Origin of the sequence: Kosakonia pseudosacchari (assembly GCF_900184035.1) — a bacterium.
Lineage (GTDB): Bacteria > Pseudomonadota > Gammaproteobacteria > Enterobacterales > Enterobacteriaceae > Kosakonia > Kosakonia pseudosacchari.
In genome coordinates this window covers 1-24,225 of sequence record NZ_FXWP01000014.1, presented here as the reverse complement: position 1 = coordinate 24,225, position 24,225 = coordinate 1, and the positions used below count along the sequence as shown (strand labels likewise).

General features: G+C 52.9%; 23 protein-coding genes. 8 read left to right on the top strand and 15 right to left on the bottom strand.

The window, feature by feature from the left end; translation table 11 throughout:
- Positions 1-2 precede the first annotated feature (2 nt).
- The 11 genes from atpG to asnC all read right to left on the bottom strand — a co-directional run bounded on the left by atpG (position 3) and on the right by asnC (position 9,626).
- Positions 3-866: a F0F1 ATP synthase subunit gamma gene (gene atpG, locus BN2591_RS13270; RefSeq protein WP_017458047.1), complete on the bottom strand. Its 864-nt coding sequence runs from the start codon at positions 864-866 to the stop codon at positions 3-5.
- A gap of 50 nt (positions 867-916) precedes the next feature.
- On the bottom strand, positions 917-2,458 hold the full coding sequence (gene atpA / locus BN2591_RS13265) for a F0F1 ATP synthase subunit alpha (RefSeq protein WP_017458046.1): 1,542 nt from the start codon (positions 2,456-2,458) through the stop codon (positions 917-919).
- Positions 2,459-2,470: 12 nt separating this feature from the next.
- Positions 2,471-3,004, bottom strand: coding sequence for a F0F1 ATP synthase subunit delta (gene atpH, locus BN2591_RS13260; RefSeq protein ID WP_086872186.1), 534 nt, complete (start codon positions 3,002-3,004; stop codon positions 2,471-2,473).
- 13 nt (positions 3,005-3,017) lie between these two features.
- A complete protein-coding gene (atpF, locus tag BN2591_RS13255; protein ID WP_017458044.1) occupies positions 3,018-3,488 on the bottom strand; it encodes a F0F1 ATP synthase subunit B in 471 nt (156 codons plus the stop codon).
- Between the two features lie 58 nt (positions 3,489-3,546).
- Entirely contained in the window at positions 3,547-3,786 is a 240-nt protein-coding gene (atpE, locus tag BN2591_RS13250) for a F0F1 ATP synthase subunit C (RefSeq protein ID WP_007369368.1), read from the bottom strand.
- Between the two features lie 48 nt (positions 3,787-3,834).
- Positions 3,835-4,653: a F0F1 ATP synthase subunit A gene (atpB, locus tag BN2591_RS13245; protein WP_020455863.1), complete on the bottom strand. Its 819-nt coding sequence runs from the start codon at positions 4,651-4,653 to the stop codon at positions 3,835-3,837.
- 8 nt (positions 4,654-4,661) lie between these two features.
- Entirely contained in the window at positions 4,662-5,042 is a 381-nt protein-coding gene (gene atpI, locus BN2591_RS13240) for a F0F1 ATP synthase subunit I (protein WP_017458042.1), read from the bottom strand.
- Between the two features lie 617 nt (positions 5,043-5,659).
- Positions 5,660-6,283 (bottom strand): 16S rRNA (guanine(527)-N(7))-methyltransferase RsmG, encoded by a 624-nt coding sequence (gene rsmG / locus BN2591_RS13235; protein WP_086872185.1) that lies wholly within the window; start codon positions 6,281-6,283, stop codon positions 5,660-5,662.
- Between the two features lie 54 nt (positions 6,284-6,337).
- Positions 6,338-8,227 (bottom strand): tRNA uridine-5-carboxymethylaminomethyl(34) synthesis enzyme MnmG, encoded by a 1,890-nt coding sequence (mnmG, locus tag BN2591_RS13230; RefSeq protein ID WP_086872183.1) that lies wholly within the window; start codon positions 8,225-8,227, stop codon positions 6,338-6,340.
- A gap of 372 nt (positions 8,228-8,599) precedes the next feature.
- On the bottom strand, positions 8,600-9,049 hold the full coding sequence (gene mioC / locus BN2591_RS13225; protein ID WP_086872181.1) for an FMN-binding protein MioC: 450 nt from the start codon (positions 9,047-9,049) through the stop codon (positions 8,600-8,602).
- Positions 9,050-9,167: 118 nt separating this feature from the next.
- Positions 9,168-9,626: a transcriptional regulator AsnC gene (asnC, locus tag BN2591_RS13220; protein WP_007369362.1), complete on the bottom strand. Its 459-nt coding sequence runs from the start codon at positions 9,624-9,626 to the stop codon at positions 9,168-9,170.
- Positions 9,627-9,776: 150 nt separating this feature from the next.
- Here asnC and asnA point away from each other — a divergent pair, with 150 nt between their 5' ends.
- Positions 9,777-10,769, top strand: a complete 993-nt coding sequence (asnA, locus tag BN2591_RS13215; protein ID WP_086872179.1) for an aspartate--ammonia ligase — start codon at positions 9,777-9,779, stop codon at positions 10,767-10,769.
- Here asnA and viaA read toward each other — a convergent pair.
- Positions 10,766-12,217 carry an ATPase RavA stimulator ViaA gene (viaA, locus tag BN2591_RS13210; RefSeq protein ID WP_086872177.1) on the bottom strand — a complete coding sequence of 484 codons (1,452 nt, stop codon included), beginning with the start codon at positions 12,215-12,217 and terminating at the stop codon, positions 10,766-10,768. The genes asnA and viaA overlap by 4 nt on opposite strands.
- Entirely contained in the window at positions 12,211-13,710 is a 1,500-nt protein-coding gene (gene ravA, locus BN2591_RS13205) for an ATPase RavA (protein ID WP_086872175.1), read from the bottom strand. The genes viaA and ravA overlap by 7 nt, the downstream gene beginning before the upstream one ends.
- A gap of 223 nt (positions 13,711-13,933) precedes the next feature.
- On the opposite strand from ravA, the gene kup reads away from it, so the two are divergent.
- The 7 genes from kup (at position 13,934) to rbsR (ending at position 21,862) form a co-directional block, all read left to right on the top strand.
- Positions 13,934-15,802 (top strand): low affinity potassium transporter Kup, encoded by a 1,869-nt coding sequence (gene kup, locus BN2591_RS13200; RefSeq protein WP_086872173.1) that lies wholly within the window; start codon positions 13,934-13,936, stop codon positions 15,800-15,802.
- A gap of 205 nt (positions 15,803-16,007) precedes the next feature.
- The gene (gene rbsD, locus BN2591_RS13195) at positions 16,008-16,427 is read left to right on the top strand and encodes a D-ribose pyranase (protein ID WP_086872171.1); all 420 of its coding nucleotides are present in this window, start codon (positions 16,008-16,010) and stop codon (positions 16,425-16,427) included.
- Between the two features lie 7 nt (positions 16,428-16,434).
- The gene (gene rbsA / locus BN2591_RS13190; RefSeq protein ID WP_086872169.1) at positions 16,435-17,940 is read left to right on the top strand and encodes a ribose ABC transporter ATP-binding protein RbsA; all 1,506 of its coding nucleotides are present in this window, start codon (positions 16,435-16,437) and stop codon (positions 17,938-17,940) included.
- A 5-nt stretch (positions 17,941-17,945) separates the two neighbouring features.
- Positions 17,946-18,911: a ribose ABC transporter permease gene (rbsC, locus tag BN2591_RS13185; RefSeq protein WP_086872167.1), complete on the top strand. Its 966-nt coding sequence runs from the start codon at positions 17,946-17,948 to the stop codon at positions 18,909-18,911.
- A 26-nt stretch (positions 18,912-18,937) separates the two neighbouring features.
- The gene (gene rbsB, locus BN2591_RS13180; protein ID WP_086872165.1) at positions 18,938-19,828 is read left to right on the top strand and encodes a ribose ABC transporter substrate-binding protein RbsB; all 891 of its coding nucleotides are present in this window, start codon (positions 18,938-18,940) and stop codon (positions 19,826-19,828) included.
- Positions 19,829-19,936: 108 nt separating this feature from the next.
- A complete protein-coding gene (rbsK, locus tag BN2591_RS13175; protein WP_086872163.1) occupies positions 19,937-20,866 on the top strand; it encodes a ribokinase in 930 nt (309 codons plus the stop codon).
- A 3-nt stretch (positions 20,867-20,869) separates the two neighbouring features.
- Positions 20,870-21,862, top strand: coding sequence for a ribose operon transcriptional repressor RbsR (gene rbsR, locus BN2591_RS13170; protein ID WP_086872160.1), 993 nt, complete (start codon positions 20,870-20,872; stop codon positions 21,860-21,862).
- On the opposite strand, the gene mdtD is transcribed toward rbsR, so the two are convergent.
- Both mdtD and BN2591_RS13160 read right to left on the bottom strand, forming a co-directional pair.
- A complete protein-coding gene (mdtD, locus tag BN2591_RS13165) occupies positions 21,854-23,257 on the bottom strand; it encodes a multidrug transporter subunit MdtD (protein ID WP_086872158.1) in 1,404 nt (467 codons plus the stop codon). The two genes, rbsR and mdtD, sit on opposite strands and share 9 nt — an antisense overlap.
- 11 nt (positions 23,258-23,268) lie before the next feature.
- The gene (locus tag BN2591_RS13160; RefSeq protein ID WP_086872156.1) at positions 23,269-23,958 is read right to left on the bottom strand and encodes a FadR/GntR family transcriptional regulator; all 690 of its coding nucleotides are present in this window, start codon (positions 23,956-23,958) and stop codon (positions 23,269-23,271) included.
- Positions 23,959-24,225: the final 267 nt, after the last annotated feature.

The window sequence follows — 24,225 nt, the reverse complement described above, 5'->3', positions numbered from 1 at the left end:
GGTTATACCGCGGATGCACCACCGACGATTTCGGTGAGTTCCTGAGTAATGCTGGCCTGACGAGCTTTGTTGTATACCAACTGCAGCTCTTTAATCAGGCTGCCGCCATTGTCGGTCGCGGCTTTCATCGCCACCATACGTGCGGCCTGCTCGCTGGCCAGGTTTTCCACAACACCCTGGTAAACCTGAGATTCAACATAACGACGCAGGAGCGTATCCAGCAACGCTTTTGGATCAGGTTCATACAGATAATCCCAGGATTTACGCTTCAACTCTTCATCTTCTGCAGCCGGTAACGGCAGCAACTGAGTGATGGTCGGAACCTGAGACATGGTGTTGATAAATTTGTTGCTAACAATATAAAGCTTGTCGAGACGACCTTCGTCGTAGGCTTGCAACATCACTTTTACCGGGCCGATCAGTTCTGACAAGGACGGGTTATCACCCATGCCTGTCACCTGAGCGACAACGTTGCCACCTACGGAATTAAAGAAAGAGACGCCCTTAGAGCCGATCATCGCGAGTTCGCTCTGAACGCCTTTATCGGACCATGCTTTCATATCCGCCAGCAGTTTTTTGAACAGGTTAATGTTCAAACCACCGCACAGACCACGGTCGGTCGACACCACCAGGTAGCCCACGCGTTTAACGTCGCGTTCTTCCAGATAGGGGTGCTTATATTCCAGATTACCGTTTGCAAGGTGACCAATCACTTTGCGCATGGTATCTGCATAAGGACGGCTGGACGCCATGCGATCCTGCGATTTACGCATTTTGGAAGCGGCGACCATCTCCATCGCTTTAGTGATCTTCTGCGTGTTCTGGACGCTTGCGATCTTACTACGTATCTCTTTTGCGCCGGCCATGAGCTTCTCCTCAATGCCTTGCGGCCTGCCCTAAGACAAGCCGCCAGACGTTACCAGGATTGGGTTGCTTTGAAGGAATCGAGGAGGCCTTTCAGCTTGCCTTCGATTTCGTCGTTATAGCCACCGGACTGGTTGATCTCTTGCATCAGCGGAGCGTGATCACGGTCAGCGAAAGCCAACAGAGCGGCTTCGAAGCTACCGATTTTCGCCAGTTCCACATCTTCGAGGTAACCGCGCTCAGCCGCGAACAGCACCAGACCCTGTTGTGCAACAGACATAGGGGCATACTGTTTCTGTTTCAGCAGCTCGGTCACTTTCTGACCGTGGCTCAGCTGTTTACGGGTCGCCTCGTCAAGATCGGAAGCGAACTGAGAGAACGCCGCCAGTTCACGATACTGCGCCAGCGCGGTACGAATACCACCGGACAGTTTCTTGATGATCTTGGTCTGAGCTGCGCCACCCACACGAGATACGGAGATACCCGGGTTAACCGCCGGACGAATACCGGAGTTAAACAGGTTGGTTTCCAGGAAGATCTGACCATCGGTAATAGAAATTACGTTGGTCGGAACGAACGCAGAAACGTCACCCGCCTGGGTTTCGATGATCGGCAGCGCGGTCAGAGAACCGGTTTTACCTTTCACTTCACCTTTGGTGAAGTTTTCAACGTATTCAGCATTAACGCGGGATGCGCGCTCCAGCAGACGAGAGTGGAGATAGAATACGTCGCCCGGGAATGCTTCACGTCCTGGCGGACGACGGAGCAGCAGGGAAACCTGACGGTAAGCGACTGCCTGTTTGGACAGGTCATCGTATACGATCAGCGCATCTTCACCGCGGTCACGGAAGTATTCGCCCATTGCGCAACCGGCATACGGCGCCAGGTATTGCAGTGCAGCAGATTCAGAAGCGGTTGCCACAACAACGATGGTGTTGGACAGTGCGCCGTGCTCTTCCAGTTTACGAACCACGTTAGCAATGGTGGACGCTTTCTGGCCGATAGCCACGTACACACATTTGATGCCAGAATCGCGCTGGTTGATGATAGCGTCGATAGCCATCGCCGTTTTACCGGTCTGACGGTCACCGATGATCAGCTCACGCTGACCACGACCGATTGGGATCATGGCGTCAACGGATTTATAACCTGTCTGAACCGGCTGATCGACGGACTGACGATCGATAACGCCCGGTGCGATAACTTCGATCGGCGAGAAGCCATCGTTATCAACCGGACCTTTACCGTCGATCGGCGCGCCCAGGGTGTTGACCACACGACCAAGCAGGCCACGGCCAACCGGAACTTCCAGAATACGGCCAGTACACTTCACCTTCATGCCTTCGGCGAGGTCAGCGTACGGACCCATCACAACGGCACCTACGGAGTCGCGCTCCAGGTTCAGTGCGATAGCGTAACGGTTACCCGGCAGAGAAATCATCTCGCCCTGCATACAGTCGGCCAGGCCGTGGATGCGGATAACACCGTCACTTACAGAAACAATAGTACCTTCGTTGTGAGCTTCGCTCACAACACTGAACTGAGCAATGCGCTGCTTGATCAGTTCGCTGATTTCGGTGGAATTCAGTTGCATGCTCCAGTCCCCTTAAGACTGCAAGACGTCTGCAAGGCGTTCAAGACGGCCGCGTACGCTGCCATCAATGACCATATCACCCGCACGGATGATTACGCCTGCCATTACAGACTTATCGATATTGCAATTCAGCTTCACTTTGCGTGACAGACGTTTTTCCATCGCGGCGCGGATCTTCGAAAGCTGTTCTTCACTCAGTGCGGTCGCGGAAGTCACTTCGACTTCGGCAATAGCCTCGCTGGCTGCGCGTAACTGAATAAACTGCTCAAGAACATCAGGAAGCACTTTGATTCGACCATTTTCCGCCATCACCCGGATCAGGTTCTGACCTTTGTCGTCAAGTTGCTCCCCACAAACTGCGATAAACGACTTAGCGAGCGTTTCCGGTGCTAACGCGCCGGAGATAAGCTCTGCCATGTCTTCATTTTTCGTCACCTCGGCGGCGAACGCCAGCATATCCTGCCAGCGGTCAACGCTCTGAGTTTCGACGGCAAAGTCAAAAGCTGCTTTGGCGTAGGGGCGAGCTACCGTTACAAATTCAGACATCAGCCCCTCCTCCTTACAGTTCAGCGACCAGTTTATTCACGATGTCGCTGTTAGCAGCTTCATCCACGGAACGCTCGATGATTTTCTCGGCGCCGGCTACTGCCAGCAGAGCCACTTGCTTACGCAGCTCTTCGCGGGCGCGTTTGCGTTCGGCGTCAATTTCCGCCTGCGCCTGCGCCACGATTTTGGTACGTTCCTGCTCGGCTTCTGCTTTCGCCTCGTCCAGGATCTGAGAACGACGTTTGTTCGCCTGTTCAATGATTACCTGAGCTTCAGCTTTCGCTTTTTTCAGCTGGTCGGTCGCATTGGCCTGTGCAAGGTCAAGGTCCTTTTTAGCTCGTTCTGCGGAAGCAAGACCGTCAGCAATTTCTTTCTGACGTTTTTCGATGGCTGCCATTAACGGCGGCCATACGTACTTCATGCAGAACAGAACGAACAGGACAAACGCGATGGCCTGGCCGAGGATTGTTGCGTTTAGATTCACAGCACAATGCCTCTTATCTGGTTAACGTTCTAAACAATTGCTTGAAAAGCAACCCTCACTACGCGACAGCAAACATCACGTACAGACCCAGACCCACAGCGATCATCGGGATAGCATCCACCAGACCCATTACGATAAAGAACTGAGTACGCAGCAGAGGAATCAGATCCGGCTGACGCGCAGCGCCTTCCAGGAATTTACCCCCGAGGATGCCGATACCGATCGCAGCACCGATTGCCGCCAGACCCATCATCACAGCGGCAGCCAAGTACAGCAGATCCATATTCAGGTTTTCCATGACAGTCTCCAGTTTGTTTCAGTTAAAACGTAGTAGTGTTGTTAAAAATCAGTGCTCTTCGGATGCCATCGACAGATAGACAATCGTCAGAACCATGAAGATAAAGGCTTGCAGCGTAATGATCAGGATGTGGAAAATGGCCCATGGCACATTCAGAACCCACTGTGACCACCACGGCAGAAGACCCGCGATCAGAATGAAAATCAACTCACCCGCGTACATGTTGCCGAACAGTCGCAGACCGAGTGAAACCGGTTTGGACAGCAGGCTCACGCCCTCAAGGATAAGGTTTACCGGAATAAATACCGGATGGTTGAACGGCTGGAGAGTCAGCTCTTTAGCGAAACCGCCAATACCCTTCATTTTGATGCTGTAGAACAGAATCAGGATAAATACGCCCAGCGCCATCGACAGGGTGATGTTGACGTCAGCAGACGGCACCACGCGCAGTGCAGGCAGACCCAGGACGTGCTCGCCAATCCACGGAAGGAAGTCGATAGGCAAAAGATCCATCAGGTTCATCAGGAATACCCAGACGAAAATCGTCAGGGCCAGTGGCGCGATAAGCTTGCTTTTGCCGTGGTACATGTCTTTGACGCTACCATGAACAAAACCAATCACCAGCTCAATCGCCGTCTGGAATTTCCCTGGGACACCGCTGGTGGCTTTTTTCGCTACACTACGGAACATCACCAGGAACAACAGACCCAGAACCACTGAGAAAAACATGGAGTCGATATTCAGCGTCCAGAAAGTGGCCGGGGGGTTATGCGGATCCACCAGTGAGAAGGTACGCAGGTCAATCTGAAGGTTATTCAGATGGTGACCGATGTACTCCTGCGGTGTTGAGTATTCTCCTGCAGACATGATGCCTCTTACCCTTTGTTGTTAATTACAGCAGGTGCCAGTATCTGAACTACCAGCACCGAAACCCACGTGACTATCAGCGGCAAAAAAGCCACCTTGAAAACCGCCAGCGCCACCACCAGTAACACGAATGTCATCAACACCTTGAGCGCTTCACCGAAGGCGAAGGTCCAGGCCACGCGGCCTTTAGCGGGTGTATGCGCCTGATGACGCCAGGCAAAAATCATAAACAACATATTCGGCAGCAAGACTGCCATACCTCCGCACACGGCGGAAATGCCCCAGAAGGGGTCTTTGAGGCTAAACAGCAATCCACTTGCCATTACTGCCAGAAACTGAATAAGCAGAAGCCTGCGAGCAACGTTTCGACTATAGAGCGACACAGACATTGCGTTTCTTAACTCCTGCTCCCTTTGAGGTATGCCGCGTGTCGTATAAAACGTTCTTTGAGGCCCGGAGTCAAGCATCAAAAAGCGGTCAAATTATACGGTGCGGCCTCGTGATTTCAAACAATAAGTAGCGAAAAGGTGAATAAATGTTTAAATATTTTTCCCAAGGGCTATTTTTAAACTTTTGCAGAAACTGTGAACCTTCGGGCAAAAGTGCAAATAACGCGAAATTCCTGATGGTAAAGCGTGCACTCGGTCACAAAATAAACATTTATGCACCCACCCTATTTATCGCAGCAGGAATTTGATACTTTTCATCTTTCTGATATTTAAGCCGATTTATCACAACTCTTTTTAAAACACTCACATCTACTATAAAAACGATTTATTGACATTTTTAATAATTATTTAACATGAATATTTCGTTATCGAAGCCGATTTTTAGCGGACTGATATTTTCACAGTTGATTATTTTACGCGGTAATAAAATTCTCATCGTTAAATGTCAGAAAAATCCTGGTAAAAATACGGTTAAATGTAACCGAACGTATCATCGTTTTTAATGTCGTTTTTTAACATCGCAGCAACCGCACGAATGATACATTTTTTGATAAAAATTAAACTTTATTTGCTTTAACGACGACCAAATGACGCTCACCATCGAGGTGCGGAACATGCAGTTTAATAATAGTTTCTACACACAAATCAGCAGGTAACAGCGCGATTTCCTCTTCCGGCACTAAACCTTTTAACGCATAGAAACGCCCTTCTTCGCCAGGTAAATGTCGGCACCAGCTCACCATGTCGTTCAGCGAAGCAAAAGCGCGGCTAATAACGCCGTCAAATGGCGGTTCTGCCGGGAAATCTTCGACACGACTCTGCACCGGTTCGATATTGCTCAGTTTCAATTCATGCTGAACCTGGCGTAAAAACCGTACCCGTTTGCCAAGGCTGTCGAGCAAAGTGAAGTGCGATTCAGGACGTACGATAGACAACGGAATGCCAGGCAATCCGGGGCCAGTCCCGACGTCAATAAAGCGTGAACCTTGCAGGTAAGGCGCAACCACAACGCTGTCGAGGATATGGCGGATCAGCATCTCGTTGGGATCACGTACGGAAGTCAGGTTGTACGCTTTGTTCCATTTGTGCAGCAGTTCGACGTAAGCCACCAGTTGTTGTTGCTGGTGATCGGACAACGAAATACCTGCTTCATCGAGCAGACGAGAGAGTTTGTTAAGCACGGTGGTTACCTGTGGAATTAAAATGCCCGGTAAGAACCGGGCAGATAAGTGAAATTAGGCGCTACGGCGCAGCATACCTTGTTTTTTCAGCCACACCAGCAGAATGGAGATCGCCGCCGGGGTGATCCCGGAGATACGCGATGCCTGGCCAATAGACGACGGTTTGTGATCGTTAAGTTTGGCGATCACTTCATTGGACAAACCGTTCACTTGCCGATAATCCAGCGTTGCTGGCAGGAGCGTGTTCTCATTGCGCTGCTGTTTTTCGATCTCATCCTGCTGACGCGCGATGTACCCCTCGTATTTCACCTGGATTTCCACCTGCTCGGCAGCTTGTTGATCGTCCAGGCCCGGTGCGAACGGCGCCAACTGAACCAGTTGCTCGTAGGTCATCTCAGGACGACGCAGCAGATCTTCGCCGCTGGCTTCGCGCGACAACGGTGCGGTCAGATGTTCGTTGACCGCAGGCGCATGTTCAGAGGCTGGTGATACCCATTGAGATTTCAGGCGCTGACGCTCACGCTCGATAGTCTCCAGTTTTTCGTTAAAGCGCGCCCAACGTTCGTCATCCACCAGACCCAGTTCACGCCCCGCTTCCGTCAGGCGCAGATCGGCGTTGTCTTCGCGCAGCATCAGGCGATATTCCGCACGGGAGGTAAACATGCGGTACGGTTCTTTCGTACCCAGGGTACAGAGATCGTCCACCAGTACGCCGAGGTAAGCCTGATCGCGGCGCGGCGCCCAGCCCTCTTTTTCGGCAGAGAAGCGCGCAGCGTTAAGCCCCGCCAGCAGCCCCTGGGCCGCAGCTTCTTCATACCCGGTGGTGCCGTTAATCTGGCCGGCAAAGAACAGACCCTGAATAAATTTGCTTTCAAGCGTAGGTTTCAGGTCGCGCGGATCGAAGAAGTCGTACTCAATGGCGTAGCCAGGGCGAACAATCTTCGCGTTTTCCATCCCCTGCATGGAGCGAACAATTTGCATCTGCACATCGAACGGCAGGCTGGTGGAGATACCGTTCGGGTAAATTTCGTTTGAAGTCAGTCCTTCCGGTTCAAGGAAGATCTGGTGCTGGTTGCGATCGGCAAAGCGCATCACTTTATCTTCGATCGACGGGCAGTAGCGCGGGCCGATCCCTTCGATAACCCCGGCGTACATCGGGCTGCGATCAAGGTTGTTGCGGATCACATCGTGGGTTTTTTCATTGGTATGCGTGACGTAGCACGGCACCTGACGTGGGTGCTGCGCAGCGTTGCCCATAAACGAGAACACCGGCATCGGGTTATCGCCATGTTGCTGGGCCAGGACGCTGAAATCGATGGTGCGTGCGTCAATACGCGGCGGTGTCCCGGTTTTCAGGCGGCTGACGCGCAGCGGCAGTTCGCGCAGACGACGCGACAGCGGAATGGATGGCGGATCGCCCGCACGACCACCGCTGTAGTTATCAAGGCCAATATGGATTTTGCCATCGAGGAATGTCCCCACGGTCAGCACGACCGCTTTCGCACGGAATTTGAGCCCCATCTGGGTCACGGCACCAACTACCCGATCGTTTTCGACAATCAGATCTTCAACCGCCTGCTGGAAGATCATCAGGTTCGGTTGGTTTTCAAGCGCTGTGCGCACTGCCTGACGGTAAAGCACGCGGTCTGCCTGTGCACGTGTCGCGCGCACTGCCGGACCTTTGCTGGCGTTTAGTATCCTAAACTGAATACCTGCCTGATCGATCGCCTTTGCCATCAGCCCGCCAAGCGCATCCACTTCTTTTACCAGGTGTCCTTTCCCAATACCGCCGATCGCCGGGTTGCAGCTCATCTGCCCCAGCGTGTCGATATTGTGTGTCAAAAGCAGGGTCTGCTGACCCATACGCGCTGCGGCCATTGCGGCCTCAGTGCCTGCATGACCCCCGCCAATGATAATGACGTCAAAAGGATCCGGATAAAACATGGTGGTATGCCTCGCCTGAGCGGTTAGAAATTGGATTGAAGCCTGGGCCGTGGATTCTACTCAACTTTAGTCCAGTGAGAAAGGATCGGATCCCGGCTATTAAAAAGAAGATCTTTTATATGTAGAGATCTGTTCTATTGTGATCTCTTATTAGGAGCGACAGGTACTGTGGATAACCCGGATCATCACTTTAAGATCAATTCATTAGGCAGGATCATTAGCTGTGAATGATCGGTGATCCTGAACCGTATAAGCTGGGATCAGAATGGCTAGTTATACACAAGTCAAAAACTGAACTGCAGTTGTTAATGGGATAACTACCGGTTGATCAGTGCTTTTAAGCATAGTTATCCACATCTGATCGCACGATCTTTAATCGTTATTGAGTGAATTTTTCCAGGATCCCAGCCATTCTTCCGCTGGATCTTCCGGAATATCGTGATCAAGGATGTTGATCTTCAGCGTTTCGCCGATCTGTTTTGCACCACACGCCTTTAATGACGCTTCCAGTTTTTCGATCGCCTGACAGAAGGTGTCATATTCACGACTACCGATACCGATAGCGCCAAAACGTACCTGGGACAGATCCGGCTTTTGCTCATTCAAATCATCTAAAAACGGTTGCAGGTTTTCGGGCAGATCGCCCGCACCATGGGTGGAACTGACCACCAGCCAGGTGCCCTGCAAAACAAGATCCTCTAAAAGCGGGCCGTGCAGCGTCTCGGTACTGAAACCCGCGTCTTCCAGCTTTTCCGCCAGATGTTCCGCCACGTATTCCGCGCCGCCAAGAGTACTGCCGCTAATAAGAGTGATGTCTGCCATGAAGCCCGCTCCGTTTTACTCGCCATTCGGCGATAAATAGGGGGGCATTGTACGCTGTGAATGGGCTGGGATCTACCTGTGGACAATACGGGTATTATTTGAGGATGAAAACGCCCGGTTAAGGGCGGATCGTACGCATGATCGGGTTTTGCAGGGAGATTAGCGTCTCCGTGGACTGAATTTCATCAATAGTTTGGATCTTGTTGATAAGTACCTGCTGCAAGGCGTCTATGGATCGACACATCACCTTAATAAAGATGCTGTAGTGACCGGTGGTGTAATAAGCCTCGGTCACCTCTTCCAGACTTTCCAGCTTCGCCAGCGCGGAGGGGTAATCTTTGGCGCTTTTCAAAATGATGCCGATAAAGCAGCAGACGTCATATCCCAATTGTTTTGGGCTTACGTCAATGCGCGCACCGGTAATGATCCCTGCTTGCTTCATTTTCTCCACGCGTACGTGAATGGTGCCAGGGCTGACACCAAACTGTTTGGCCAGTTCGGCGTATGCAGTACGCGCATTCGCCATCAACGCGTCGAGGATGCCGCGGTCCAGATTATCGATCTGATAATTTTCCATAGGATTTTCTTATTAAGAATAATGAATATTTCTATTTTAGCTTGCTGTATTGACGAATCAAAAGCGTTACCGGCTTTTTAATTGTGAATTATTGAGTTATTGCGATGTTTTATTGCTTAATGAATAGCAACAGGACACAGGAGTGACATAATGAAAACCGCTTACATCGCAAAACAACGCCAGATTGCTTTCGTGAAATCTTTTTTCTCTCGCCAGCTGGAGGAGAAACTGGGCCTGATTGAAGTTCAGGCGCCGATCCTTAGCCGTGTGGGTGATGGCACGCAAGATAACCTGTCGGGGTGTGAAAAAGCGGTACAGGTCAATGTGAAAACGCTGCCGGATGCCCGTTTCGAAGTGGTGCATTCACTGGCTAAATGGAAACGCCAGACGCTGGGCCAGCATGACTTCAGTGCTGGTGAAGGGCTATACACGCACATGAAAGCCCTGCGCCCGGATGAAGATCGCCTTTCTTCTATTCACTCCGTTTATGTGGATCAGTGGGACTGGGAACGTGTGTTGGGTGACGATCAGCGTCAGCTGGCAACCTTAAAAAGCACCGTTGAGGCGATCTGGTCAGGGATCAAAGAGACTGAAGCTGCCGTTAGCGAGCGATTTGGCCTGGTACCGTTCCTGCCAGAACAGATCCACTTTGTACATAGCGAAACGCTGCTTAGCCGCTTTCCGCATCTCGATGCCAAAGGGCGCGAGAGAGCGATCGCGAAAGAGCTGGGCGCAGTGTTCCTGATGGGCATTGGCGGCAAACTTAGCGACGGCAAGCGCCATGATGTGCGTGCGCCGGATTACGATGACTGGAGTACGCCGGCGGAAACGGGTTTCAGCGGTCTGAACGGCGATATTCTGGTGTGGAACCCGGTACTGGAAGACGCGCTGGAACTGTCGTCGATGGGCATTCGCGTTGATGCCGACGCCTTAAAACGGCAGTTGAAGCTGACCGGTGATGAAGATCGCTTACAGCTGGAGTGGCACCAGGCGCTGCTGCGCGGTGAGATGCCACAAACGATCGGCGGCGGGATCGGTCAATCGCGTCTTACCATGCTGCTGCTGCAATTACCGCACATCGGGCAAGTGCAGTGCGGCGTGTGGCCTGCGCATGTTCGCGAGCAGGTTTCCGGCCTGCTTTAACGCCGCCAGCGCCGTAACAGGCGGCTGCGCATCCCGGTATCAAAGCGCCAGATATGGTCGAAGATACGCATGATGCCGGGCTTGCCGTGCGACGACATCGCCACGGCGTGAAAGCGATGCTGATGAACCTGTTGCAGCTCTTTCACTTTATTAACGACATCGTCCGGCAGGCGCTGGGCGATAAAATCAGAAATCACCACCGCGTCCGCGTCATACCACTCTCCGCCCTGCATCCGTTCGATGATCGCGCGAAAACAGCTCGCCAGATCGGTGCCACCGCGAAAGCGCTGGCTGAGAAAACGGATCGCCTGCTCCAGCCCCTGCGCACTGGTAAGTTCATAGCGCACCACTTCGCTGGAAAACAGCATAATAAAACAGCGTCGTTTGTCCGCCAGTGCCACACGCATCAGTGCGAGGCAGAACGCTTTGGCGCACTGTTCGTTGAAACCGCCCATGGAACCGGATGTATCGACACAGACGATAAAGGGGCCGCGCGGTTGCTGGTCAAAATCCTGGTGAACAACCGGGCGTTCTGTCACTTTTTCCCGCCAGGCATCGCCATGCAGGCGGTAAGTCAGCAACTGCTTTTCCACCAGCCGCCGGTAAAACTCGTACTCCAGTTCGGTGATACCCAGCGTCGCCAGTTCCGGCGGCAATAAGCGCAGAATATCGTCGCTCTGATGCAGCCCGTCAACCTGCTCCGGTACGATAGCCGGTTCGCGCACCAGGGTGCGGAAGGTTTCCATTGGCGCATCTTTTCGCGGCACCGACCTGGCTTCCCGTGAGCGGCCAAGTTGTTCCGCGAGCTGCTGGAGTTCCGGTTGTTCTTTGAGAAAATCACCATACTTAACGATCAACTGATAATCACCGCGTTTAAGCTGACCGGCGCTCATATCCCATAGCCTGCCTGCGGCGTTTTCATTTTCGATCAGCACCGGCTCTAACTGGCCGCTGAGCGTCATGCGTTCCTGCACTTCACTGAGCAATTGCTCGCGCTCTTCTTCCAGTAACTGCTGGTTGAAAGCGGTGGTTTGTACCACCAGACTCAACCGCCAGCGTTGCAAAAACAGAGTATGCAGCGCGGGCGTAAAGACCGGGTTATCGGCAACCATTTGCCTCGCTTGTGTTGCGAAAGGCGAGCGCAGCTTATCCAGCAAAGCCAGAATTTGTGGCAACTGAACAGTAAATTGCGACGTTGAAAGCAGCTGACTTTGCTGGTAGCTCAACACTTCTTGCGCCAGCTCTGGCGGCACTTCACTCTCTTTGAGGTGCTTTTTTAGCGCTTCACGCCAGCGCGGAACATCCTCAGTGATGGCGTGTTTGAGTTTGGGAAATTTTTCGAAAAACAGCGCCAGTTGCGGGGACGCCAGCAGCAGAACTATCAGTTCTTCAACCAACGCCTCCTCACTGATAGTGAGCATTACATTGAGTGTTTCCAGCGTTAGCATTGCCGCGCCTGTTGGATCTGCGCTCTGACATCCTGCAGGCTGGCTTCAATGCGACCTAACCAGTCGGCGGCAATAAACAGGCATTTTTGCTGCTCGCTAAAACGGGTGTGCTGCTGGTGCCAGGTGTTGTCCAGCGCTTCCAGTTGTTGCTTGATCTCTTCCGGCACATTTTCTGAGGTACTGCCACCGGGCAGGGCAAGACGCGATCCTTGCAGACTGACGTCGCGGATCAACAGATGCAGGCTGGCATCCACTTCCAGATTCAGTACTTGCGCAAAACCAATGCCGTTAAGTTTGCCGCGGATCTCACCGCCTTTCGCCAGCCACTGCTCCAGCGCGCTGCGTTCAAGGGTGACGTGAATAACCTGCAAATCATGCAATTTTAACGGCTTTTGCAAGAGGAGTGTCAGCACCGGTTCGGTTACATCGGCGGGTAAATCGTAATGAGGGCGTCGGCTGAACATCCCGCCCTGGCGGCTCACTTTAAGCGCCGTTTTGTCGCTTTGCTGTTGCTGAAGTTGCAGGTGGCGCTGCGAAATAGTGGTGAGCTGCGCGAGCATCGATTGTTGTTGCCAGGCGTGCCCGGTCATCAAAATTTCCAGTTGTTGTTGCAGCAGGCGCATGCCTTCAGCGTCGTGCCACAGACAATCTTTCAGCAAGATTAAATCAATCGGCGCGACCGCATCGCGGCCACTGAAAAAGGCGCTGGACTGCAACAGGCGGATGGCCTTTTTCCAGCGACGATCGGAAACATACGGCGCGCTCGGCAATGCATCAAGCTGCTGGCGCAACGTATAGATAAGCTCAAAAACATTATCCGGTAGTTTGACCTTGCTGATCTCCTGTTGCCAGCTGGCGTACTCGTCATCAGTGATTTGCAACTCCGCAGGCACCGGGTTGTCGTTCTCATCCTGCTGGCTAATCAGCATCGAGCGGAAGTTGCCCTTCTCCTGCACTTTGTCGAGCCACAGGCGAATCAACATGCGGTCATACAGCGCTTCAAGGCTGCTATCCGCTTCCGGCAGTTCGTTAGAGGCGGCCACCAGCAAGCGCATGGGGATTTTCTCTTCGCTGGCACCATTGCGAAAACGTCGTTCGTTAATCGCGGTCAGCAGCGTGTTGAGAATGGCCGGACCTGCTTTCCAGATTTCATCCAGAAAGACAATTTCAGCTTCCGGTAAATAGCCGCTGGTTAAGCGCTCGTAGCGCCCTTCATCTTTTAATGCCTGGATGGAAAGCGGGCCAAACACCTCTTCCGGCGTCGAGAAACGGGTCATCAAATATTCAAAAGCGCGGGCATGTTTGAAGGCAAATTTCAGACGGCGAGCAATCAGGCTTTTGGCAATGCCCGGCGGGCCAAGAAGAAACACACTCTCACCGCTTAGTGCCGCCAGCAAACACAGGCGAATGGCGTGGCTGCGCTCAAAAAGCCCTTTTTCCAGCGCGCTGCTCAAGCGGGAAATTCTTTCTGCTAATAAATGTGAGTGAGCCATAATAGATTTGCGTCCTTTCGCCGTGTTATCCGGCTTGCAAAAGCGAGTATAGACGTTCCTGAAAGGGCTTGTAATAGACTGAAGAACGGCTTTATTTTCTTTGCGCCAGATTAATGTGGCCGCATTTAGGGGTACGATTTCACAAATAATCGTGCATACTGTGCGCTTTTTGTGGGCCAAGGGACTAAGCACACATTTTGGCATTCAATCAAAAGATTAGTCTATGAGCACTGATAATAAGCAATCATTACCTGCGGTTACGCTTGCGGCGATTGGGGTTGTCTACGGTGATATCGGCACCAGCCCACTTTATACACTTCGTGAATGTTTGTCTGGTCAGTTTGGTTTTGGCGTTGAGCGCGATGCTGTGTTCGGCTTTTTGTCGCTCATCTTCTGGCTGCTGATTTTTGTCGTCTCCATTAAGTACCTGACCTTCGTCATGCGGGCGGATAACGCCGGTGAAGGCGGGATCTTAACGTTGATGTCGCTGGCCGGGCGCAATACCTCCGCAAGGATGACCTCGGTGCTGGTGATCATGGGGCTGATTGGCGGCAGCTTCTTTTATGGCGAGGTGGTGATAACCCCCGCGATTTCGGTGATGTCGGCAATAGAGGGGCTGGAAATTATCGCGCCTTCGCTCGACGACTGGATTGTGCCGCTGTCGATTGTGGTGTTAACCCTGCTGTTCGCGATTCAAAAACACGGTACAGGCCTTGTGGGGAAGCTGTTTGCGCCCATTATGCTGGCGTGGTTTTTGATTCTCGCGGTGCTCGGCGCACGTAGTATTATTGCCAACCCTGAAGTATTGCAGGCACTGAACCCGATGTGGGCGGTGAATTTCTTCCTGCAATATAAAGCTATCTCCTTTGTGGCGCTGGGTGCGGTCGTGCTCTCTATCACCGGGGTGGAAGCACTGTATGCGGATATGGGGCACTTCGGTAAGCTGCCGATCCGCGTGGCGTGGTTTATTGTGGTATTGCCGTCGCTGGTGCTGAACTACTTTGGTCAGGGCGCGTTATTGCTGAAAACGCCGGAAGCGATTAAAAACCCCTTCTTCCTGCTTGCGCCTGAATGGGCGCTGATCCCGATGCTGATTATTGCCACGCTGGCGACGGTGATTGCCTCGCAGGCGGTGATTTCCGGCGTGTTCTCCCTGACGCGCCAGGCCGTACGTCTGGGTTATCTGGCACCGATGCGTATCATCCATACCTCGGAGATGGAATCCGGGCAGATCTATATCCCGTTCATTAACTGGCTGCTTTACTTTGCGGTGGTGCTGGTGATTGTCAGCTTTGAGCACTCCAGTAACCTGGCGGCGGCATATGGCATCGCCGTGACCGGCACCATGGTGCTGACCTCGATTCTCTCCACCACGGTGGCACGCAAAAACTGGCACTGGAACAAAGTGCTGGTGGGGCTGCTTCTGCTCTTATTCCTCTCTATCGATGTGCCGCTGTTCTCGGCGAACCTCGACAAAATCGTCTCCGGTGGTTGGTTGCCATTAACCCTTGGGCTGGTGATGTTCATGGTGATGACGACCTGGAAGAGCGAGCGTTTCCGTCTGCTGCGCCGTATGCATGAACATGGTAACTCTCTGGAGGCAATGATTGCCTCGCTGGAGAAATCACCGCCGGTGCGCGTACCGGGAACCGCGGTTTATATGTCGCGTGCACTGAATGTTATCCCGTTCGCGATGATGCATAACCTGAAGCACAACAAGGTGCTGCATGAGCGCGTGATCCTGCTGACGCTGCGTACTGAAGATGCGCCGTATGTGCACAATGTGCGCCGCGTACAGATTGAGCAATTGTCGCCAACCTTCTGGCGTGTGGTGGCGAGCTATGGCTGGCGCGAAACGCCGAACGTGGAAGAAGTGTTCCACCGCTGCGGGCTGGAAGGGCTGAACTGTCGCATGATGGAAACCTCGTTCTTTATGTCGCATGAATCGTTGATTCTGGGTAAACGCCCCTGGTATTTGCGTCTGCGCGGGAAGCTTTATCTGGTACTGCAGCGTAACGCGCTGCGCGCACCAGACCAGTTTGAGATCCCGCCAAACCGGGTGATAGAGCTGGGAACGCAGGTCGAAATTTAATGCTAACAAAACCCCTCTTTATGAGGGGTTTTTGCTATTAATTACTGGCTATTTCACTTAAAACAGGAAAGCTGTTTTTTTCATCAATTCGACAAGCGAAACGTTTCGATATCGATCACACTTCTGTAACGGCAAGATAGTTTTCTGCACATTCTTCGTACTACACTGCAATACAGCGAAACGTTTCGCTGATGGAGCATAAAAAATGAAAAAAGGTCGTGTGCTGAACGCTGACATCTCGTCAGTCATCTCTCGTCTTGGTCATACTGATTCGCTGGTGGTGTGTGATGCCGGGTTGCCGGTACCGCGTAACACCCAACGCATTGATATGGCACTCACTCAAGGCGTGCCTTCCTTTATGCAAGTACTGGAAGTGGTGACGGCGGAAATGCAGGTTGAGTCCGCGATTATCGCCTCGGAGATTAAGCAGCATAATCCGCAGCTCCATGAAACGTTGCTCAAGCATATTGAGCAGCTGCAAAAACACCAGGGAAATAACATCGATGTGCGGTACGTTACGCACGAGCAATTTAAAAAACACACCGCGGACAGTCATGCGGTGATTCGCAGCGGGGAGTGTTCCCCGTTTGCGAATATCATTCTCTGTGCTGGCGTGACCTTCTGAGGCCATCATGGACGCGTTACTACAACTCAAAGGCATTGATAAAGCCTTTCCCGGCGTAAAAGCCCTCTCCGGCGCGGCGCTAAATGTTTACCCTGGCCGCGTGATGGCGCTGGTGGGTGAAAACGGTGCCGGCAAATCAACGATGATGAAAGTGCTGACGGGCATCTACACCCGTGACGCCGGTTCGCTGCTGTGGTTAGGCAAAGAGACCACGTTCAGCGGGCCGAAATCCTCCCAGGAAGCCGGTATTGGCATCATTCACCAGGAACTGAACCTGATCCCGCAACTCACCATCGCCGAGAACATCTTCCTTGGCCGTGAGTTTGTGAATCGCTTTGGCAAAATCGACTGGAAAAAGATGTTTGCCGAAGCGGACAAACTGCTGGCGAAGCTGAATCTGCGCTTTAACAGCGAGCGGCTGGTCGGCGAACTGTCGATTGGCGATCAGCAGATGGTCGAAATCGCCAAAGTGATGAGCTACGAATCGCAGGTCATCATTATGGATGAGCCAACCGATGCCCTGACCGATACCGAAACCGAATCGCTGTTCCGTGTTATTCGCGAGCTGAAATCGCAGGGGCGCGGCATCGTCTATATTTCTCACCGCATGAAAGAGATCTTCGAGATTTGCGATGACGTGACCGTCTTTCGTGACGGGCAATTTATCGCCGAGCGCGAAGTGGCCACGCTGACCGAAGATACGCTGATTGAAATGATGGTTGGCCGCAAACTGGAAGATCAATATCCGCGGCTGGATAAAGCGCCGGGCGAGATCCGCCTTTCCGTCGATAATCTGTGCGGGCCGGGTGTGGAAAACGTCAGTTTCACGTTGCGTAAAGGCGAGATCCTGGGCGTGGCCGGGCTGATGGGCGCGGGGCGCACTGAACTGATGAAAGTGCTGTATGGCGCGCTGCCGCGCACCAGCGGTTATGTGACGCTCGACGGCCATGAAGTCATAACCCGCTCACCGCAGGACGGTCTGGCAAACGGTATTGTTTATATTTCGGAAGACCGCAAGCGTGACGGGCTGGTCCTCGGCATGTCGGTGAAAGAGAACATGTCGCTGACTGCGCTGCGTTACTTCAGCCATGCGGGCGGTACGCTGAAACACAAAGATGAGCAGCAGGCGGTAAGTGATTTTATTCGTCTGTTTAATGTGAAAACGCCTTCTATGGAGCAGGCCATTGGTTTGCTCTCCGGTGGGAACCAGCAAAAAGTGGCGATCGCGCGCGGTTTGATGACGCGGCCGAAAGTGCTGATCCTCGACGAGCCGACGCGTGGTGTCGATGTTGGGGCGAAAAAAGAGATTTATCAATTAATTAACCAGTTTAAGGCCGATGGCCTGAGCATCATTCTTGTCTCCTCCGAAATGCCGGAAGTGCTGGGCATGAGCGATCGCATAATGGTGATGCATGAAGGGCATCTCGGCGGGGAATTCACGCGCGAGCAGGCCACTCAGGAAGTGTTGATGGCTGCCGCTGTGGGCAAGCTTAATCGTGTGAATCAGGAGTAAAAAAGATGACTACCCAGGCTGTTTCTGGTCGCCGTTATTTCACCAAAGCATGGTTGATGGAACAAAAATCGTTGATTGCCCTGCTGGTGCTGATTGCGATTGTCTCGACCATGAGCCCGAACTTTTTTACCGTCAATAACCTGTTAAACATCCTGCAACAGACCTCAGTGAACGCCATTATGGCGGTCGGTATGACGCTGGTTATTTTAACGTCGGGAATCGATCTGTCCGTCGGTTCTCTGTTAGCGCTCACCGGCGCGGTTGCCGCCTCGCTGGTGGGAATGGAAGTTAACGCGCTGGTGGCGGTTTTCGGCGCGCTGGCGCTCGGCGCGGCGGTTGGCGCACTGACCGGTACGATTGTCGCGAAAGGCCGCGTACAGGCGTTTATCGCCACGCTGGTGATGATGCTGCTGCTGCGCGGTGTGACGCTGGTTTATACCAACGGTAGCCCGATCAACACCGGCTTTACCGATAACGCTGACGTATTTGGCTGGTTCGGTATTGGTCGCCCGTTCGGCATTCCGACGCCGGTGTGGCTGATGGCCGTCGTCTTTATCGCGGCGTGGTATCTGTTGCATCACACCCGTTTGGGTCGTTATATCTATGCGTTAGGCGGTAACGAGGCCGCAACGCGCTTGTCCGGTATCAGCGTTGATAAAGTTAAAGTTATCGTTTACTCCCTGTGCGGCCTTCTGGCCTCGCTGGCGGGCATTATTGAAGTGGCGCGTCTTTCCTCGGCGCAACCTACTGCGGGAGCAGGTTATGAGCTGGATGCTATCGCTGCGGTTGTTTTGGGTGGGACCAGTCTCGCAGGTGGCAAAGGACGTATTGTCGGTACACTAATCGGCGCACTGATCCTTGGCTTCCTCAATAATGGATTGAATTTGTTGAGCGTTTCCTCCTATTACCAGATGATCGTTAAAGCAGTGGTGATTCTGCTCGCGGTGCTGGTAGACAACAAAAAGCAGTAATTACCTACACAACAGGACTCATGAAAATGAACATGAAAAAACTGGCCACTCTGGTTTCTGCTGTTGCACTGAGCGCCACCGTAAGCGCAAACGCGATGGCGAAAGACTCTATTGCTCTGGTGATTTCCACGCTGAACAACCCGTTCTTTGTTTCCCTGAAGGATGGCGCGCAGAAAGAAGCGGACAAACTGGGTTATGACCTGGTGGTGCTGGACTCGCAAAACAACCCGGCGAAAGAGCTGGCGAACGTGCAGGACCTGACCGTGCGCGGCACCAAATTGCTGCTGATCAACCCGACCGATTCCGACGCTGTAGGTAACGCTGTGAAAATGGCAAACCAGGCGAAAATCCCGGTGATCACCCTTGACCGTGTGGCTTCCAGCGGTGAAGTGGTAAGCCATATCGCTTCTGATAACGTGCTCGGCGGCAAAATTGCCGGGGATTACATTGCTAAGAAAGCGGGCGAAGGCGCGAAAGTGATTGAACTGGCGGGTATTGCCGGGACGTCCGCTGCGCGTGAACGTGGTGAAGGCTTCCAGCAGGCAGTTGCTGCGCACAAATTTAACGTACTGGCCAGCCAGCCGGCTGACTTCGACCGCACTAAAGGCCTGAACGTCATGCAGAACCTGCTGACCGCGCATCCGGATGTGCAGGCTGTTTTCGCGCAGAACGACGAAATGGCGCTGGGTGCGCTGCGCGCACTGCAAACCGCCGGTAAATCCGACGTCATGGTTGTTGGTTTCGACGGTACGCCAGACGGCGTGAAAGCGGTTAACGACGGTAAACTGGCGGCGACTATCGCTCAGTTGCCGGAGCAGATCGGCGCGAAAGGCGTGGATACCGCAGACAAAGTGCTGAAAGGTGAAAAAGTCTACGCCAAAAACCCGGTTGATCTGAAGCTGGTGGTTAAGCAGTAATTCGTCATTCTGGTGGAGGGCAAACACCTTTCACCTGAGGGACAATGCAAAAAAGAAAAGCATGGCACGCGCCACCGAAAGGTGGCGCATTTTACGGACAAGCTCATCATGAAAACCGCAGGCAAACTCGTTGTCCTTGGCAGTATCAATGCCGATCACATTCTTAACCTTGAATCTTTCCCGACACCGGGCGAAACCGTGACGGGCAGCCAGTATCAGGTGGCTTTTGGCGGTAAAGGGGCAAACCAGGCGGTAGCCGCCGGGCGTAGCGGTGCGGATATTGCGTTTATCGCCTGTACCGGCGATGACGATACCGGTGCGCGCGTACGTAAACAGCTTGAGAGCGACAATATTGATGTTGCTCCAGTGAGCGTGGTTGCGGGCGAATCCACAGGTGTTGCGCTGATTTTCGTTAACGGTGAAGGTGAGAATGTTATCGGTATTCATGCGGGAGCGAATGCGGCGCTCTCAATTGATCGCGTCAACGCGCAGCATGATCTGATCGCGCAGGCTTCTGCACTGTTAATGCAGCTGGAATCACCGGTTGAGAGTGTACTGGCTGCGGCGCGTATTGCGCATCAAAACAATACCATTGTGGCGCTGAATCCGGCTCCGGCGCGCGAGCTTTCCGATGAACTGCTGGCGCTGGTGGATATCATCACGCCGAACGAGACCGAAGCGGAAAAACTCACCGGCATTAAGGTAGCCAGCGACGAAGACGCCGCGCGGGCTGCGCAGGCGCTGCACGCCAAAGGTATTAACACGGTGATTATTACTCTCGGTAGCCGTGGTGTGTGGACCAGCGTTAATGGCGAAGGCAAACGGGTACCGGGCTTTAAAGTGAAAGCCATCGATACCATTGCGGCGGGTGACACGTTTAACGGCGCGTTGCTAACCGCGTTACTGGAAGATAAACCTCTGGATGAGGCGATTCGTTTTGCTCATGCGGCGGCGGCGATTGCCGTCACGCGTAAGGGTGCGCAACCGTCTGTGCCGTGGCGCAATGAGATTGACGATTTTCTCTCTTCGCAGGGGTGACGCTTGGCGACCATGAAAGATGTTGCCCGCCTGGCGGGCGTTTCTACTTCAACCGTTTCCCACGTAATTAACAAAGATCGCTTTGTCAGTGAGGCTATCCGCGAAAAAGTGGAAACGGCGATCAAGACGCTGAACTACGCGCCTTCTGCTATCGCGCGTAGCCTGAAGATCAACCAGACGCGTACGATTGGTATGCTGATCACCGCCAGTACCAATCCGTTTTACTCGGAGCTGGTACGCGGCGTGGAGCGCAGCTGTTTCGAGCGGGGTTACAGCCTGGTGTTGTGCAACACCGAAGGTGACGAGCAGCGGATGAATCGCAACCTGGAAACTCTGATGCAAAAACGCGTCGATGGGTTGCTGTTGCTGTGTACCGAAACGCACCAGCCTTCGCAAGAGATCATGCAGCGCTACCCTTCAATTCCTACCGTAATGATGGACTGGGCGCCATTCGATGGTGACAGCGATCTGATTCAGGACAACTCGCTGCTCGGCGGCGATATGGCGACGCAATATCTGATTGGCAAAGGGCATACGCGTATCGCCTGCATTACTGGTCCGCTGGATAAAACCCCCGCACGTTTGCGCCTGGAAGGGTATCGCGAAGCGATGGCTCGCGCCGGGTTGGTGATTCGTGAAGGGGATGAGATCGAGAGCGATTTTGAGTTTGGCGGCGGCTTCGACGCGATGCAGACATTACTGGCAATGAACGAGCGCCCGCAGGCGGTATTTATTGGCAATGATGCGATGGCCGTTGGCGCGTATCAGGCGCTTTACCAGGCGGGGCTGAAAATCCCGCAGGACATGGCGATCGTCGGTTATGACGACATTGAACTGGCGCGCTATATGACGCCGCCGCTCACCACTATTCATCAGCCAAAAGATGAACTGGGTGAGCTGGCGATTGATGTGCTTATCCACCGGATTGCGGAGCCAGGTTTGCAACAGCAGCGTTTGCAGCTCACACCAATATTGATGGAGCGCGGCTCAGCCTGATTTTTTGTGCCGTTCTTTAATCAGGTTGCGGCCATCTTTTGCTTTTAACAACATAAAAACTAACGCGGAAATCAGCGTAATCGCGCCCATAGTAATAAAGGTATAGTGGAATTGCTCAACGGTGTTTGTGCCGTCAAACCCTTCATAGAAACGCAGTACCGCTGCGCTAACCGCCACGCCGAGGCTAATCGACAGTTGCTGTGTTACTGCCAGCACACTATTACCGCTGCTGGCGTTCTCATCGGTTAAGTCTGCAAGCGTAATGGTGTTCATTGAGGTGAACTGCGTGGACATCGCCATCCCAAGGATGAACAGCGGCAGCACCAGCATCCATATTGCCATCGCCGGTGTTTGTAAGGCGAACTGCGCAATCATCAAACCAATAAACAGCGTGATACCAACCAGTGTTTTCCGGTAGCCAAACCAGCGCAGTACCTGAGTTACCGTGGATTTCGCCAGGATAGAACCCAGCGCAGTGGGGGCCATCATGCAACCGGCAATCAATGCCGGATAACCGAACCCAACTTGTAACATCAACGGCATCAAAAAAGGCACACAGCCAGTACCCAGGCGTGAAGCTATGTTCCCGGCGATCCCGACGGAAAAGGTGCGGGTGTTAAACAGATTGAGCGATATCAGCGGCGTCGGGTGTCGACGCGCATGGCGAACGTAGGCCAGTAACAGCAAAATGCCGCTCAGAATGATAGTAAAAGCAATCCAACTGGCGACCAGCTTCTCACCGAATAACTCCATTCCGCTTGAGAACAGCACCAGGCTTAAACCGAACAGGAAAAAACCGCCCATATCGAAACTGCGTCGTGGCGTAGTGAAGTTCGGCATATATTTGCGCGCATAAAACAGACCGGCGAGGCCAATCGGGATATTAATTAAGAAGATCCAGTGCCAGCTCGCCCAGGTGACTAACACGCCTCCCATCACCGGCCCAAGAATTGGCCCGACAAGCCCAGGCATGGTGACGAAGTTCAGTACCGGCAGCAATTCGCTACGCGGATAAGCCCGAAGCAATGCCAGGCGTGCGACCGGCATCATCATCGCGCCGCCAATCCCCTGAACTACGCGGAACACAACCAGCATCGATAATGAATTAGAAAGTGCGCAGGCCAGCGAGCCAAGGGTAAACAAGCTGACTGCCAGCATAAAGACTTTCCGTGTACCGAAGCGATCGGCCAGCCAGCCGCTCATAGGGATAAGCATGGCGACGGTCAGTGTGTAGCTGATAATCGCCGATTGCATTGCTAAAGGGGAACGGCCAAGGCTTTGTGCTATTGCGGGAAGTGCGGTGTTAAGAATCGTGGCATCCAGAGCCTGCATAAAAAAGGCCATTGCCGCAATCCACGGCAGGCCGGCCATACTGCGCGCTTTTTTTTCTGTCATACCATGTCCTGTTAATTCGGCGTATTCAGTAACAGTTGGCACGCCCGGAACGCGCTGTCGCCATCGCTTTCCTGGATGGCGTCCACAATCGCCTGGTGAAGGTCGAGCTTGACCACTTCATTTTGGGTAATAGAAGTAAAGTAGCTGTGATAAACCGAATGGAAGAGCGTGGAAAAAGAGATTAGGAAAGGGTTATCGCTCATTGCGTAGATATGTTCATGCCACGCCGTATCGATTTCCACCCAGCGTTCGCGGTTGAAGTGCTTTTTCAGGAATACCATCTCTTCCATTAATGTGTTGAGATATGCTTTTTGTTCCGCGCTACCCAGCGTGGCGGCGAGCAGACACGCCTGAGGCTCAAGGCTACTGCGCATAATAAGAAAGTGTTGAACAACGTCCTGGAAGTTATCCTCATGCATCCACCAGGAGAGCAGTTCCTTATCAAGGAAGTTCCAGTTTCCGCGCGGCATAACGCGAGTACCAATACGCGGGCGCGGGAGCACCATCCCTTTTGCTGTTAATGTCTTTACCGCCTCTCTGACAGCGGTGCGGCTTACGCCAAACTTCTCGCCCAGCTCCATCTCACCCGGCAGAATACTGCCAGGGGCATATTCTCCCTTCAGGATTTGTTGCGCCAGTTTCTCAGCCAGAACCCAGGAGATGTTTTTCTGCGCGGCAAGTTGTTGTGCGTTTAGCGGCATTTTTACTTCCTTATCTCTTTATTTCACTGGCTAGTATGCCATTCGATACCTTTCAGTGGTGGTAAACACAGCGAAATCGGCAATTTATGCCGCTTTTTACCACGCTTTGTTGAAAAAAGAGACGGTTGAAAAGTTTTTTGAAATTAGGGGTTGTCAGCGGGAATTAACGCCCTATAATGCGCCACCACTGACACGGCACAACGGCAAATACACCGGCCTGTCAGGTGAAGAAATCTGAAAATAAACAGTTGACTTCACGGCGGGAAA

Bases quoted from the DNA above. Each gene is read 5' to 3' on its own strand.
- atpG (WP_017458047.1), bottom strand. From the start codon at position 866: ATGGCCGGCGCAAAAGAGATACGTAGTAAGATCGCAAGCGTCCAGAAC.
- atpA (WP_017458046.1), bottom strand. From the start codon at position 2,458: ATGCAACTGAATTCCACCGAAATCAGCGAACTGATCAAGCAGCGCATT.
- atpH (WP_086872186.1), bottom strand. From the start codon at position 3,004: ATGTCTGAATTTGTAACGGTAGCTCGCCCCTACGCCAAAGCAGCTTTT.
- atpE (WP_007369368.1), bottom strand. From the start codon at position 3,786: ATGGAAAACCTGAATATGGATCTGCTGTACTTGGCTGCCGCTGTGATG.
- atpB (WP_020455863.1), bottom strand. From the start codon at position 4,653: ATGTCTGCAGGAGAATACTCAACACCGCAGGAGTACATCGGTCACCAT.
- atpI (WP_017458042.1), bottom strand. From the start codon at position 5,042: ATGTCTGTGTCGCTCTATAGTCGAAACGTTGCTCGCAGGCTTCTGCTT.
- mnmG (WP_086872183.1), bottom strand. From the start codon at position 8,227: ATGTTTTATCCGGATCCTTTTGACGTCATTATCATTGGCGGGGGTCAT.
- mioC (WP_086872181.1), bottom strand. From the start codon at position 9,049: ATGGCAGACATCACTCTTATTAGCGGCAGTACTCTTGGCGGCGCGGAA.
- asnC (WP_007369362.1), bottom strand. From the start codon at position 9,626: ATGGAAAATTATCAGATCGATAATCTGGACCGCGGCATCCTCGACGCG.
- asnA (WP_086872179.1), top strand. From the start codon at position 9,777: ATGAAAACCGCTTACATCGCAAAACAACGCCAGATTGCTTTCGTGAAA.
- viaA (WP_086872177.1), bottom strand. From the start codon at position 12,217: ATGCTAACGCTGGAAACACTCAATGTAATGCTCACTATCAGTGAGGAG.
- ravA (WP_086872175.1), bottom strand. From the start codon at position 13,710: ATGGCTCACTCACATTTATTAGCAGAAAGAATTTCCCGCTTGAGCAGC.
- kup (WP_086872173.1), top strand. From the start codon at position 13,934: ATGAGCACTGATAATAAGCAATCATTACCTGCGGTTACGCTTGCGGCG.
- rbsD (WP_086872171.1), top strand. From the start codon at position 16,008: ATGAAAAAAGGTCGTGTGCTGAACGCTGACATCTCGTCAGTCATCTCT.
- rbsA (WP_086872169.1), top strand. From the start codon at position 16,435: ATGGACGCGTTACTACAACTCAAAGGCATTGATAAAGCCTTTCCCGGC.
- rbsC (WP_086872167.1), top strand. From the start codon at position 17,946: ATGACTACCCAGGCTGTTTCTGGTCGCCGTTATTTCACCAAAGCATGG.
- rbsB (WP_086872165.1), top strand. From the start codon at position 18,938: ATGAACATGAAAAAACTGGCCACTCTGGTTTCTGCTGTTGCACTGAGC.
- rbsK (WP_086872163.1), top strand. From the start codon at position 19,937: ATGAAAACCGCAGGCAAACTCGTTGTCCTTGGCAGTATCAATGCCGAT.
- mdtD (WP_086872158.1), bottom strand. From the start codon at position 23,257: ATGACAGAAAAAAAAGCGCGCAGTATGGCCGGCCTGCCGTGGATTGCG.
- BN2591_RS13160 (WP_086872156.1), bottom strand. From the start codon at position 23,958: ATGCCGCTAAACGCACAACAACTTGCCGCGCAGAAAAACATCTCCTGG.